Annotated in this window: 13 protein-coding genes and 1 pseudogene; 12 read left to right on the top strand and 2 right to left on the bottom strand. The window is 48.4% G+C overall.

The window, feature by feature from the left end:
- Positions 1-23 precede the first annotated feature (23 nt).
- The 6 genes from ACIFQN_RS06780 to ACIFQN_RS06755 all read left to right on the top strand — a co-directional run bounded on the left by ACIFQN_RS06780 (position 24) and on the right by ACIFQN_RS06755 (position 5,166).
- Positions 24-815, top strand: a complete 792-nt coding sequence (locus ACIFQN_RS06780) for a 2-keto-4-pentenoate hydratase (protein ID WP_429832296.1) — start codon at positions 24-26, stop codon at positions 813-815.
- 14 nt (positions 816-829) lie between these two features.
- Positions 830-1,024 carry a 2-hydroxymuconate tautomerase gene (locus tag ACIFQN_RS06775; protein ID WP_429832295.1) on the top strand — a complete coding sequence of 65 codons (195 nt, stop codon included), beginning with the start codon at positions 830-832 and terminating at the stop codon, positions 1,022-1,024.
- A gap of 16 nt (positions 1,025-1,040) precedes the next feature.
- Positions 1,041-2,516, top strand: coding sequence for an aldehyde dehydrogenase (locus tag ACIFQN_RS06770; RefSeq protein ID WP_429832294.1), 1,476 nt, complete (start codon positions 1,041-1,043; stop codon positions 2,514-2,516).
- 110 nt (positions 2,517-2,626) lie between these two features.
- On the top strand, positions 2,627-2,896 hold the full coding sequence (locus ACIFQN_RS06765) for a 2Fe-2S iron-sulfur cluster binding domain-containing protein (protein WP_429832293.1): 270 nt from the start codon (positions 2,627-2,629) through the stop codon (positions 2,894-2,896).
- A gap of 41 nt (positions 2,897-2,937) precedes the next feature.
- Complete coding sequence (locus ACIFQN_RS06760) at positions 2,938-4,848, top strand: XylR N-terminal domain-containing protein (RefSeq protein WP_429832292.1); 1,911 nt, start codon at positions 2,938-2,940, stop codon at positions 4,846-4,848.
- A 138-nt stretch (positions 4,849-4,986) separates the two neighbouring features.
- Positions 4,987-5,166, top strand: a complete 180-nt coding sequence (locus ACIFQN_RS06755; protein ID WP_429832291.1) for a hypothetical protein — start codon at positions 4,987-4,989, stop codon at positions 5,164-5,166.
- An 81-nt stretch (positions 5,167-5,247) separates the two neighbouring features.
- Here ACIFQN_RS06755 and ACIFQN_RS06750 read toward each other — a convergent pair.
- Positions 5,248-5,367 (bottom strand): annotated as a pseudogene (locus ACIFQN_RS06750) (DUF92 domain-containing protein); the annotation flags it as partial.
- A gap of 367 nt (positions 5,368-5,734) precedes the next feature.
- On the opposite strand from ACIFQN_RS06750, the gene cntA reads away from it, so the two are divergent.
- Genes cntA through cntE form a run of 6 tightly spaced genes read left to right on the top strand, consistent with a single transcriptional unit; the run spans position 5,735 to position 12,007 of the window.
- Positions 5,735-7,342: a staphylopine-dependent metal ABC transporter substrate-binding lipoprotein gene (cntA, locus tag ACIFQN_RS06745; RefSeq protein ID WP_429832290.1), complete on the top strand. Its 1,608-nt coding sequence runs from the start codon at positions 5,735-5,737 to the stop codon at positions 7,340-7,342.
- 44 nt (positions 7,343-7,386) lie between these two features.
- Complete coding sequence (gene opp1B / locus ACIFQN_RS06740; RefSeq protein WP_429832289.1) at positions 7,387-8,322, top strand: nickel/cobalt ABC transporter permease; 936 nt, start codon at positions 7,387-7,389, stop codon at positions 8,320-8,322.
- A complete protein-coding gene (gene cntC / locus ACIFQN_RS06735; protein WP_429832288.1) occupies positions 8,323-9,216 on the top strand; it encodes a staphylopine uptake ABC transporter permease subunit CntC in 894 nt (297 codons plus the stop codon). It abuts the gene before it with no gap.
- A gap of 7 nt (positions 9,217-9,223) precedes the next feature.
- A complete protein-coding gene (gene cntD, locus ACIFQN_RS06730; RefSeq protein WP_429832287.1) occupies positions 9,224-10,045 on the top strand; it encodes a staphylopine uptake ABC transporter ATP-binding protein CntD in 822 nt (273 codons plus the stop codon).
- Positions 10,032-10,775, top strand: coding sequence for an ABC transporter ATP-binding protein (locus ACIFQN_RS06725; RefSeq protein ID WP_429832286.1), 744 nt, complete (start codon positions 10,032-10,034; stop codon positions 10,773-10,775). Before cntD ends, ACIFQN_RS06725 begins: the two co-directional genes overlap by 14 nt.
- A gap of 32 nt (positions 10,776-10,807) precedes the next feature.
- Positions 10,808-12,007, top strand: coding sequence for a staphylopine family metallophore export MFS transporter CntE (gene cntE / locus ACIFQN_RS06720; protein WP_429832285.1), 1,200 nt, complete (start codon positions 10,808-10,810; stop codon positions 12,005-12,007).
- Positions 12,008-12,247: 240 nt separating this feature from the next.
- On the opposite strand, the gene ACIFQN_RS06715 is transcribed toward cntE, so the two are convergent.
- The coding region (locus ACIFQN_RS06715; RefSeq protein WP_429832284.1) for an IS110 family transposase at positions 12,248-13,351 on the bottom strand (1,104 nt) is incomplete at its 5' end.

Genomic DNA, 13,351 nt, shown 5'->3' with positions numbered 1-13,351 from the left:
TACGTGTAAAGGAGGCGAATGTGTTGCTTCAAAAAGAAACCATCGACAACATAGCGACAGCCCTTTTCAGCGCAGAGAGGGAAGCCTTCGAGGTAGACAAGTTTGTGGACAATTACCCCCAATTGAATGCAGACCTGGCGTATCGAGCTCAGGAACGGCTGATCGAGATGAAGTGCGAAGCGGAGAAAACCAAAATCGCCGGCCGAAAATTGGGGCTGACGAGCGTTGCCAAACAGCAGATGATGGGTGTCCACGAACCTGTGTACGGTGTTTTGTTGGACAGCATGCGTTTAACCGAGGATACACCGATTTCCTTGGCACCGTTTATTCATCCCAAGATAGAGCCGGAAATTGCGTTTGTTTTCAAGCGCGAGCTAAAAGGGTCAAGTGTCTCGGTACCAGAGGTGCTCGACGCAACGGCGTACGTAATGCCAGCATTGGAGATCATCGATAGCCGCTACCGTAATTTCTCATTCACACTTCCTGACGTCATCGCAGACAATGCATCTTCGTCACGCTTTATCCTGGGAGGGCCGTATTTCAAACCGGACGAAGCAGACTTGCGGCTGATGGGAATGGTGTTCAAAAAGAACGGACAGGTCATCTCCACCAGTACTGGTGCTGCCGTGATGGGACATCCAGCGAGAGCGATTGCCTGGATGGTAAACAAATTGGCAGAAGCCGGACAGTCGATTCAACCAGGCGAGATTGTGTTAAGCGGTGCCCTGTGTGAAGCGACGGCTGTTTCAGCGGGTGACCTGATAACAGTGAGCATGGACGGCCTTGGCTCTGCTACGGCATTCTTTACCAATTAAAAGGGGGCTTTTCGATGCCGTTAATTCAAATCAATATCTTGGCAGGACGTTCTCCCGAAAAGAAAGAGAAGCTGATTTTCGAAGTCACGCAGACGGTTGCCAGTATCTTGGAGTCACCGATTGAGACTGTCCGCGTAATGATTAACGAAATGGCGCCGGAACATTGGGGGATTGCCGGAGAATCCGTCAAAAAGCGGCAATCCAAATAAAAGGAGAGTGGAAACCATGACAGAAATCACATCAAAGACAAGAGAAATCAAGTTGTTCATAGATGGAGAATACGTCACATCCTCCGCAAATAAAACCTTTGCTGTTCACAATCCTGCTACGCAAGACGTGATTGCAATCGTCCACGAGGCGACAAAAGAAGATGTTGATCGCGCTTGTCTGGCAGCCCGCCGTGCGTTTGAAGAAGGCCCGTGGCGTACCATGACAATAAAAGAGCGTTGTGCAAAGATTCGTCGAATGGCAGAAATCATCATGGAGCGCAGAGAAGAACTCGCCCGCCTGGAAGCATTGGATGTAGGAAAACCGTTCCCGGTGGCGTATGAGTTTGAAATTCCACGGGCTGCCCATAACTTACAGTTTTTTGCGGATTTTATGGAACAACAGGGTAGCGAGACATATCCCATGGAAGAGGAGTATTTGAACTACACCAGATATGAGCCAGTCGGTGTAGCTTCATTGATTACTCCTTGGAATTTGCCTTTCATGCTGACCACCTGGAAGCTGGGGCCGTGCCTCGCGACAGGAAACACAGCGGTGATCAAGCCCGCTGAACCGACTCCGATGACCGTATCGTTGCTCGGCGAGATTGCCAAAGCAGCGGGTATTCCGGACGGCGTGGTAAACATCGTACAAGGCTTTGGCCCACACTCTACCGGCGAGTTCATGACGACTCACCCAGAAGTTGACCTCATCTCCTTCACAGGGGAGACAACAACAGGTAAAGCGATCATGAAAAATGGAGCGGACACCCTAAAGCGTGTCTCGTTTGAACTCGGAGGCAAGGCAGCCAACATCGTCTTCGAAGACGCAAATTTAGACAAAGCGATACCTACTTCGATCCGCGCTGCCTTCTTAAACTCAGGTCAAGTATGTCTTGCCGGATCGCGAATACTCGTCCAGAGGAGTATTTTTGACGAGTTTGTCGAGCGTTTTAAGGATGCCGCCTCTAAACTGAAGGTAGGTGATCCGCAAGATTCCAGCACCAACATGGGGCCCCTTGTCAGTAAAGAGCATTACGACAAGGTAACCCGCTACATCAAAATTGCTGAAGAGGAAAACTCGAAACTGGTGTTCGGCGGAAAGCGGCCTGAGCTACCTGATTACCTGAAACACGGATTCTATTTGGAGCCTACCATTTATATTCAGGAAAATCCGAAAGCGCGTATTTGCCAAGAGGAAATCTTTGGACCGATCGTGACGCTGATTCCATTTGACACGGAAGAGGAAGCATTGCAGATTGCCAACAGCACGGAGTATGGACTCAATGGAGTAATCTGGACGGATAACTTGCAGCGGGCTCATCGAGTTGCCCATAGAGTTCGAGCCGGTACGATCTGGGTGAATTGCTGGTTTGTCCGCGACCTACGTGCACCTTTTGGCGGTTTCAAGAAAAGCGGGATCGGGCGTGAAGGTGGACATCACAGCTTGGAGTTCTTTACCGAAGCCAAAACCGTCTGCCTTGCTCTCTCCTAAAAAAAGCTCTTGCCATATTTCCACATTGCAAATCGGACTGTCTTTTTCAAGGTTTTATTAAAACACAGTCCGATTTGGGTTTTTCATTAAATAGGGAGGAGAGATTTTCTATGTTTCAAATTACTCTTCGAGAAAAAAGGTTTGAATGTAAAAAAGAGCATGACCTTCTGCAAGCAGCACGTCGGCATCTCGTGAACATTCCGTTTGGTTGTTGTAGGGGAGGATGTGGAATGTGTAAAATAAAAGTACTCGAAGGCGAGTATATGCTTGGTCTCTCTTCTCGTGAAGTTCTGCCTGGTGAAGACCGGGAGCGGGGATATTCACTCGCTTGTAAAACGTATCCGCTCAGTAATATGGTGGTTGAATTAGTGGATCCGTAGCGCACCGTCAGGTTTCAATCTGGAAAAAGGTGTGATGACAGTTGACCAATCTAAAGCAATTATACGACCATCTAACTCTGTCAGAGCAAAACGGAACAATTTACATGAACGATGAACGAATGATAGTCATTTCAGCTTCAGCATTTGGAACGCTTCGCAAAGATTTGATTACGAATATCGGGATGGAACGAATGAAAGGCTTCCTCATCCGTTACGGATGGGACCTCGGAGTAAAAGACGCGAAGAAGGCAATGGAAATGAATTTGCCCTCAGTAGAAGATGTCATTTCGACCGGACCTGCCTTGCATATGATTAAAGGCCATACGGGCGTTAGAACAACTTTCCTAAAGGTGGATCGCGCCCCAGATCAATCGTTGAAATCGATTCACATGGAAGGTGTCTGGGTTAACTCCTATGAAGCTGAAGAACACATATATCGATTCGGCTACTCAGAAACACCGGTCTGTTACACTTTAATTGGTTATGCCAGCGGATATTTGTCTGCCATCTTTAATCACACGGTCATTGTAAAGGAACTGGCTTGTACGGGAACAGGACACACCGAGTGCCGTTGGGTGGGAAAATCGCTAGAGCTATGGAACGGGGAAGTTGACGATATTCTGCAGTACTACGAAGACACACCCATTGTGAAAGAACTGGAAGTGACCTATGAAAAGCTGTTGGAAGAGCGTAACAATCTATCTCGAACATCGAACATTCACAAAAAATTAACGGAAGAGATTATTAATGGCAATGATTTGCAATCGATCGCCGATGTTGTCTATGAAACGACCGGTATGCCACTAATCATTGAAGATGCCAAATTTCGCGCGTTTGCCTATGCTGGGTTACCACCGGAACAGTTTGCTAGGATCGATGATGATTTCAAAACGTATCTGCAAAAAAACAGGAAGGCAATCCATGAACAGAAAGTAAACCACTATGAATCTTTTGCACTTACGAGTAAAATCAATGCGCTCTGTCATTCACGTTTGATTACCCCGATTGTACTCCGCAAGAAGATTATCGGTTATTGTTCTTTTGTCTATGTAGCAAATGTGGACAACTGTCCTGAGATTGATCTTATCATCCTGGAGAGGATTGCTACAGTCTCTTCCCTTTACTTGTTAAATGAAAAGACAAGCTTTGAAGCAGATGAGCGAATGAAGGGGCATTTTTTGGAACAATTGCTGCAGGGCCAATTTGCTTCCAAAAAGGAAATCCTCAAGCGCGGAAGCTATATCAACTTGGACTTGGAACAGCATTATTACATCGTGGTATTACAATCTCAACAGAAGCAAGGACAAATGGAAAATGAACTTCTTATTCATGAAGAGGTAATGGAATCTACCCTTCAGTACTTTAAAGACAAGAAATGGAATGTGTTAATTGGGCAACGCTCAGGCAACATTGTGCTGTTAGTTCAAACCGAGTCCCTCAATAAGGGGGATATTTCGGGATTCTCTACCAATTTTATCGAGTATGTAGCAAACTTGTTCAAGAAATGTACCTTCCAAATCGGCATCAGTTCAAAATCTGAACACATCGACCGCGCATCCGATTCTTATGATGAAGCAATGATCTCCTTGCGCATGAGCACTCCTACGACCAGAAAAGTCGTGTTGTTTGAGTCACTTGGTGTTGTGGGCCTTTTAATAAACAGCAAAAATGAGAGCGCTATCAAAAAGAGCGCTCAACAACTGTTAGGGACGCTCTACGACAGCCGTTACAATAAAAATGCGGAATTGATAAAAACGCTCTACGTATTCTTGGAAAACGGCGGGAACCTTGAACAGACAGCGAACGACCTGTCTTTATCAATGAGTGGGCTACGTTATCGCATTCAAAAAATTGAGAATCTGCTTGGACAAGATCTGCGTAATCCTGCGGTTCATTATCAACTGTTTATTACGTTACAGGCTTTGCTTGTTACAGGCGAAATCGAGTTATGAAAAAAAACTACCGCTTTACTTTTAAAGACTATATGCTTACGACATACATCGACGAAATTCGGGGAGTCCGCAAATGCGATGTACCATGGCCATAAGTACCAGACGATAAGACAGGTCTTTGAAGGATAGGAGGGAAGAATGCTTTTGGGATGGAGGCTGACCGATGTTTGCCTGATCATGATGATTATCTGCTGTTTTCTATCAATGAGCCTTCCATATGATCGTCCATCCGTCAGTGCGCTTCTCGCAGATATAAATATCCAGGAGTTCTTTGGTAATCTGGATCGAGAGTCGTTCGTCACGCTTTTGATTGGATAACCATACTTCCCGCTTAAAAGGCTGTCGATCCAGGTCGACAGCTTTTTAAGCGGGAAGTATGGCAGCACCAAGTGAACGGAACAGGTAAAATAAGGCGTACCACCAAAGCGGATGCGGATACGCCCAATTTGCCGTGCATAACAATAGCCCCAGCCCTCCGTTAGCGAGCACCTGGCCGGCATCGCGCCTCCCGGTTTTCTTTGCGGGTAAGTAGATAGTAGGAGATTCTTAACATGGCATAGGCTACTGAAATAGCAGCTCGTTTTTTACCTTTTCGTGCTGCTGTTCGCCTATACAAAGCACCAAGGTAATTTTTCGAGCCTCTTATTGAATGAGCTGCTTCCGTTAATGCGGATTTTAAATATTCAAAAGAGTAAAGCCGGTTACACCTTTAACATGGTGTAAACCGGCTGTTTTTGTGTCTCAATTCACTTAACGTTGTAAATTTGCTTTTTCTAGAAGTACCCAAGGGAGCAAGAATTTTGATTGACAACGATAATAGGAATCATTACGATAAACCAATATGATACAAATCGTAATGATTACATTTTGGAGGAGTGTTACACACATGCACAAAACAACAGTACCCGGACTGTTGGCAGCAGTATTTGCCATCGTCTTGCTGATTGGATGCAGCGACGGCAGAGGCGAAGTCGCGGGAACGCCGGATGGAGCGCGGGAGCTCGTATATGCAACAGCGAAAGATATTAACGATATGAACCCTCATTTGTATCCCGGCTCGATGGCGGCGCAGGGCATTGTGTACGAATCGTTGGTCGAAAACACCAAGGACGGCATCAAGCCGCTGCTGGCGGAATCTTGGGACATCTCCGATGACGGTAAAGCGTACACTTTTCATTTGCGTAAAGGTGTCTCCTTCCATGATGGAACGCCATTTAACGCCGACGCGGTCAAACAAAATATCGAAGCGGTGCAGCTTAATGCGAGCAAGCACACGTGGATCAAACTGTCCTCAAAGCTTAAGGAAGTTAGCGTGATGGATGAGCATACTGTTCGATTAACGCTTACGGAGCCGTATTACCCGACGTTACTGGAACTGTCGATGACCCGCCCATATGTGTTTCTGTCGCCCAAGGATTTTCGGAATGGGAACACGAAGGACGGCGTCGCGGGATTCAACGGCACCGGGCCCTATAAACTGGCCGAGCATGTGACCGATCAATACGCTCGCTTCGAGGCGAACGAAAGTTACTGGGGCGGCTTGCCCAAGGTGAAGCGGATTACAGCCAAAGTGCTGCCTGCGGGCGAGACAACCCTGCTGGCACTGCAAAAAGGCGAAGTCAACTTTGTCTTCACCGACGATCGCGGCGCCGACAGCATCGATGTAGAAGCGATGAATCGACTGACTAATTCGGGTAAATACCAAATTGTTCGCAGCGAGCCGATGAATACGAAGATGATCGTAGCCAATAGCAGCAAGTCGGACAGCCCCGTCAGCGAGAAGGCGGTGCGCGAAGCGATCTGGCACTCCATCGACCGGAAGACAATTAGCCAAAGTATCTTCAGCGAGACGGAAACGGCGGCGGAAACGCTTTTCGCCTCCAATGTTAACTATGCCAATATTGGATTGAAGAAGCGCGGATACGATCCCGAAGCCGCGAAGCGTCTGTTGGAGCAGTCTGGCTGGATTGCGGCGAAAGAAGGGGAGGTTCGGATGAAGAATGATCGTCCGCTAACGATGAAGCTGTATTACGATGTCAACTCCTCTTCGCAGAAAACGCAGGCCGAGCTGATTCAGAATGAAGTTCTCAAGATCGGCATGAAGCTCGAATTGATCGGCGAAGAATCCAGCTCCATTGCGAATCGCAGATCGAAGGGCGACTATGATCTGCTGTTCAATCAAACGTGGGGACTCGCCTATGACCCGCAAAGCACCATTGCTGCCTTTGCCTCCAAATCGTCTTATCTCCATGCGACAAGCGGAATCTCTCAGGCGAAGGAGCTGTATCAGAAAATTGATGAAGTAATGGTAACGGCGGATGAAAAAACGCGACAAGCGCTGTATGCCGACATTTTGACGATCGTACATAAGGAGGCTGTCTTTATTCCGCTGACGAACGGCAGCGTTACGGTTGTAGCACCGGCTAATCTGCAAGGTGTGTCGTTCAAGCAAACCCAATACGAGCTGCCCTTTGAACGAATGCATTTCGAGTAGGGGGCTAAAAACTATTTCCCGGCAGAGGGGTGTGAAAGAAACGAATGTTAGGCGGTTACATCGTGAAACGCATTCTCATAGCGTTGCCGTTGCTTGTAGTCATTTCATTTCTGACCTTCGTGTTGAACCACTTGTCACCGATGGACCCCGCCGAGATTATTCTGCGTGCGCAGGAAGTGCCGGTTGTAACCGATGAGCTAATCGCAGAAACGAGAACGGCGCTCGGCATGGACCGGCCGCTGCTCGCCAGGTACGTTGACTGGCTCACGTCCTGCCTGCAGCTTGATTTCGGAAGCTCCTATGTGACGGGTAAACCGGTATGGTCGTTGCTCGGTCCGGCTTTGCTCAACACGCTCAAGCTGACTCTGATATCGGCGTTATTCATAATCGTCCTGTCGATTGTACTTGGCATCGTTTGTGCTTTGAGAGAGGGGAAAGTGCTGGATTTATCCGTTCGCGGCTTCTCTTTTTTACTCACCTCGATGCCGCCTTACTGGCTTGCGGCACTTATGGTCTGGTATTTTTCCGTCAAGCTGGATTGGTTTCCAACCAGTGGAATGGACTCGTACAGCAGCTACGTCTTGCCTGTAACGGTCATTGTGATCGGTTACGCGGGAATCTATTTCCGGATCATCCGTAGTTCCATGCTGAGCAATCTGCATGAAGACTACGTGCTGTACGGCAGAGCGTGCGGCTTGCCGGAGAGAAGGATCACACTACATATTTTGCGCAATTCCTTACAGGTCGCTGTATCGGTATTCGGTCTTGCGATTCCCATCATATTGGGCAGCACGGTTGTGGTGGAAAACATTTTCGCATGGCCGGGTCTGGGGACACTGACCGTCAAGTCGATACTCAGCAGGGATTTTCCGATGATCCAGGCGTATGTCCTGGTGCTGGCTGCCGCCTTCGTGTTGTTCAATACTTTGTCCGACATCATCAATGCGGTGCTCAATCCCAGGCTAAGGAAGGAGTTTTAAATGAAGCTGCTGGTGCAATTGATGAAGGATAAACTGGGGGCCGCATCGCTTGCCGTCGTCGCGTCCACCCTGTTGATCGGCCTATGCGCGCCTCTCCTTGCCCCCCACGATCCGAATGAGGTACATATGGAGCTGCGTTTTGCGGAAGCATCCTGGCAATATTGGCTTGGCAACGATCATCTCGGCCGCTGCGTATTGTCCCGGCTCATTTACGGGATTCGCCCCAGCGTTCTGTGGGTGCTCGTCGCGCTGGCCGCTTCTGCTTGCATCGGAGCTGCACTCGGCTTTGTGGCGGGCTACTTCAAGGGTAAATTAGATGCGCTGCTGATGCGGATTTGCGACTGCATGCTTTCTTTTCCAGGATACGTGATGACGCTCGCGATCGTCGGCATGCTGGGGGCCGGGTTGGAAAATATATTGATCGCCTTTGTGCTGATGAAATGGGCATGGTTCGCCCGAGTCATTCGTACTTCCGTCAGGCAATATGCGGAAGCCGATTATGTGAAGTTCGCCAAAACGCTCGGCGCCGGCCATTTCAGCATTATGGCGAAGCATATCGTGCCGGTTGCGCTTCCGGATATTGCTGTGATTTCCAGCAGTACCTTCGGATCGATGATTTTGCAAATATCAGGTCTGTCCTTTCTCGGCCTGGGCATTCAAGCCCCGAATGCAGAGTGGGGCATGATGCTGAATGAAGCGAGATCGGTCATGTTCTCCCGTCCAGAGCTGATGTTGGTTCCTGGTCTAGCGATCATTGTAGTAGTATCGGCGGTCAATTTCCTGTCCGATTCGCTTCAAACCGCGCTGGATCCGAAATTGATGACCGCCAGAAGGGGAACGAAAACACGCATCGGCGCAGTCTTGCCGAAGCTGCGGGGGAAGGAGGTTGCCTAATCCGGACATGAGTTTGCTTGAAGTCGATCATTTGAAAATATGGGACGCCCGAACAGGTCGCATACTTGTTCCGGACAGCTCCTTTTGCCTCAGACAAGGAGAATGCCTTGCCATTGTCGGAGAAAGCGGCAGCGGAAAGTCACTGACCTGCCGGGCGGTCATGCGGCTTAATAGGTCGGGTCTTCGCCAATCCGGCCGCATTGTCCTAAACGGGGTCAATCTGTCCGAGCTTCCCGAGAAAGAGATGCGCAAGGTGAGAGGAAGGAGGCTCTGCATGATTATGCAGAACGGCATGCGTGCGTTCGATCCGTCTCGTCCTGTCGGTGCCCATCTGCGCGAGACGCTCGCTGTGCATTATCATTGGAGCAGTGGCGAGATAACCGAAAAATTAAAACGAGCGATGGAGAGCGTGGGTCTCAAAGATCCGCCTGCAGTAATGCGCCGTTATCCACACGAATTGTCCGGTGGCATGCTGCAGAGAGTCATGATCGCGCTCGCTATCGTGCTGGAGCCCAACATTATCATTGCTGACGAGCCAACGACTGCGCTGGACGCCATTACGCAATATGAAGTAGTGGAACAGTTCGTACAATTACGAAGCCGCATCGGCAGCTCGATGATTTTTGTTTCGCACGATCTGGGCGTGGTCAAACGTATTGCCGATGAGGTATTGGTTATGAAGGATGGAGAAATTGTAGAGCGAGGCGAGACCAGGGACATATTCGCCGGTGCCCAGCATCCGTATACCCGTTATTTGGTTTCGTCCAAGCTGGCGCTGAATCGTCATTTCATGCAGTTGACGGGAGGTGACGGCGTTGCTGAAAGTTGAAGGCGTGTGCAAATCGTACAAAAAAGGCGGTTGGTTCGTTAAGGCGTGGCAGCAGGTGCTGTACGACATCGGCTTTGAATGGAAGCAGGGCGAATGCCTTGGTATTATCGGCGAAAGCGGAAGTGGCAAATCGACGCTGGGACGCTTGCTGCTGGGCATAGAAAAGCCGGATCGGGGTGCCATCACGTTCGGTGGCAAACCGGTATCAGAACGCAGTGCAAGAAGGGGAGGTATCAGTGCTGTATTCCAAGACTATACGTCCTCCATCAATCCGTTCTATACGGTGGAACAGGCGATGCTTGAGCCCTTGACACTTGCAAAGGAGGAGCCGAAGTTGCGCCAAAGTAAAATTGAGCGCCTGTTGGTACATGTTGGCCTGGATGCATCCTATCTTCCAAAATATCCCCACGAACTGTCTGGCGGAGAAGCCCAGCGGGTATGCATTGCCAGAGCGGTTTCCACCGAACCTGCATGCATTGTACTGGACGAAGCGATTAGCTCACTCGACGGCTCTGTTCAAATGCAGGTGCTTGAATTACTGAAAGGCTTGAGAGACACACATAGAATGGGCTATATCTTTATCACCCACGATATTCAAGCAGCTGCCTATCTATGCGACAGGGTCATGATCATTAGAAGTGGCCGGATTGAGGAACTCATCGAGGTGGAACATTTAAGTGATGTCCAGTCTCCCTACGCAAGGGAGCTGCTGCGGAAGATCATGGTATGACGTAACCAAAGAATGGGGAAGGAGCACAAGCGGTGAAAGGAGCTTTAGCCTGGCCGTTTCTGCGGCTGTATTTGCTCACGCTATTCTATTTTAGCGGCAATTCGATTTTAAATGTCATGATCCCTTTGAAAGGGGAAGCGCTGGGTGCGTCCAATACAACAATTGGTGTCATTATGGGGGCGTATCTGTTTACAACCATGATTTTCCGGCCGTGGGCAGGCGGGCTGATTCAGCGTCACGGGCCGATTAAGGTGCTGCGCGTCATTTTGGTTGTCAACGGAGTTGCGCTCGTAATGTATGCGTTTACCGGTCTTGGCGGATATTTCGTCGCTCGCGTGCTGCAGGGGGTATGCACAGCCTTTTTCTCAATGGCGCTGCAGCTGGGAATTATTGACGCCCTCCCCGACAAGGATCGTTCGCAGGGCATATCTATGTATTCCTTGTTCTCCTACCTGCCGGGCATGATCGGCCCTTTGCTTGCCATAGGCATGTGGCAGACAGGTGAGATGAACATGTTTGCGGCGATCATGATCGCAATCGCCGTACTGACTGGTGTGGTGGGCTATACGGCGAAAATGGATACTAAGTCGGTCGAGGCCGCAGGAGAAGCCGAACAGCGTAACCAGGGGGCGGCGATGCTGCAATCCTTCAGTCAATTGGTGCAAAACCCTCATTTGTTCAAAAGCAGCGTGCTTATGCTGAGCGCGTCCCTGATCTTCGGTGCGATAACCACTTTTATTCCGCTGTACGCTGCGCAGATTGAAAGTGGCAGCGCAGCCGTCTATTTGATGCTACAGGCGGCGGTTGTTGTTGCGGCACGCTTTGCTCTAAGGAAAAAAATACCGTCAGATGGCAAATGGCATTCCTTTTTTATGATGGGCACGATGTTGCTGCTCGCCACAGCGGCGTTTAGCGTCAGCCAGGCTGCTGTAGCGGGAGCCGTTCTGTTTTATGCTGGTGCACTATTAATGGGCGCCGCTCAAGCACTGCTTTATCCGACACTGACGACCTATTTAAGCTTTGTTTTGCCGAAGGAGGACCGCAATGTTCTGATTGGCTTGTTCATCGCGATGGCTGATCTGGGCGTATCACTCGGCGGCATCGTGATGGGCCCGGTGGCGGACCTGACCTCCTATTCCTTGATGTATATGGTTTGCGCGATCCTTGGCGCTGCGATGATGTTGGTTGCCTATGACCGGCGTTCGCTGTCCGCGGGGACGAGAGCAGAATAGGAGTATAGTTGGTGGGTCCAAAGGCCCACGGGCAGGGACGTTCTACTGTGCTGAGAGTTTTAGACTGATTAATAAAGTATTTGACTGGATAATAAAGGTATAGACTGGCAGCTGTGTTAAGCTCCCATGAAAATTAATTTCTATGTATAACGAAAAATGGCAACACTAAAAAAAACGTAGCTCATTCACTTTTTAAAAACAGCAACGTCTGAGTTCTATGCTGTGTATATTTCTCTTAGATTAAGAGGCTTCAGTAATAGTAACGGTATATCCCAGCTTTTCTAATCTTTGAACGGAATGCCTTACTATGAACTGCTGTTTTTGCTTCTCAAAAAAATCTTCTCCTAAAGCGACATACATTTCTTTACGGGTAAGTAGATAATAGGAGATTCTTAGCATGGCATGAGCTACAGAAATTGCTGCTCGTTTTTTACCTTTTCGTGCTGCTGTTCGCCTATACAAAGCACCGAGGTAATTTTTAGAGCCTCTTACTGAATGAGCTGCTTCCGTTAATGCAGATTTTAAATATTTGTTTCCTTTTTTTGTTTTAGATGACTTTCTTTTTCCGGCGCTTTCGTTGTACCCAGGCACTAGTCCTGCCCATGAACATAAATGTGCTGCACTTGGAAATTGTTTCTCAATATCTGTTCCAATTTCAGATAAGATTTGTTCAGCCATACGAGTCGCAATTCCTGGTATGGAGTCTAATCGTTCAACATCTTCTTGGAAAGAAATGACTCGCTGAGAGACCTCACGGTCTAATTTTTCGACTTGTTCATTCAGAAATTCAATGTGATTTAAGATGGTCTTTATCATAAGACGTTGGTGGGGGTTCACATATCCTCGAAGAGCTAACTCTAGTTCATCTTTTTTTCGTTTCATAGTACGGCGAGCGAAGCTTGCAAGTTTCTCAGGATCTTCTTCACCATCAGCTATTGCATGAAGCATATCTCGGCTAGAAACTCCTAAAATATCGGATACAACAGAGGAAAGTTTAATGTTTGCGCCCTCTAAAACCTTTTGAATTCGGTTATGTTGTCGTGCTCGCTCTTCAATTATGCTTCGACGATATCGAACTAGTTCTCTCAACTCGCGCTGATTTCGATTGGGGATATAGCTAGCTGTAAGTAACCCGTGACGAAGAAGTTCAGCGATCCATTCGGCATCTTTGACATCTGTTTTCCTTCCAGGGACTGCTTTCATATGAGTAGCATTAACCACCAAAAATTCAATTGATTCTGCTTCCAATAAATTGACGATTGGCTTCCAAAAAACACCTGTGCTTTCCATTGCGACATGAGTACACCCTTGTTCTTTAATCCAGTCAATTAGCTTTAATAAGAA

The organism is Brevibacillus sp. NRS-1366, assembly GCF_050467985.1.
Note: the sequence above shows the minus strand (reverse complement) of the source record. Positions and strands in the feature narration are given on the sequence as shown.

Bases quoted from the DNA above. Each gene is read 5' to 3' on its own strand.
- ACIFQN_RS06775 (WP_429832295.1), top strand. From the start codon at position 830: ATGCCGTTAATTCAAATCAATATCTTGGCAGGACGTTCTCCCGAAAAG.
- cntC (WP_429832288.1), top strand. From the start codon at position 8,323: ATGAAGCTGCTGGTGCAATTGATGAAGGATAAACTGGGGGCCGCATCG.
- opp1B (WP_429832289.1), top strand. From the start codon at position 7,387: ATGTTAGGCGGTTACATCGTGAAACGCATTCTCATAGCGTTGCCGTTG.
- ACIFQN_RS06755 (WP_429832291.1), top strand. From the start codon at position 4,987: ATGCTTTTGGGATGGAGGCTGACCGATGTTTGCCTGATCATGATGATT.
- cntA (WP_429832290.1), top strand. From the start codon at position 5,735: ATGCACAAAACAACAGTACCCGGACTGTTGGCAGCAGTATTTGCCATC.
- ACIFQN_RS06770 (WP_429832294.1), top strand. From the start codon at position 1,041: ATGACAGAAATCACATCAAAGACAAGAGAAATCAAGTTGTTCATAGAT.
- cntD (WP_429832287.1), top strand. From the start codon at position 9,224: ATGAGTTTGCTTGAAGTCGATCATTTGAAAATATGGGACGCCCGAACA.
- ACIFQN_RS06765 (WP_429832293.1), top strand. From the start codon at position 2,627: ATGTTTCAAATTACTCTTCGAGAAAAAAGGTTTGAATGTAAAAAAGAG.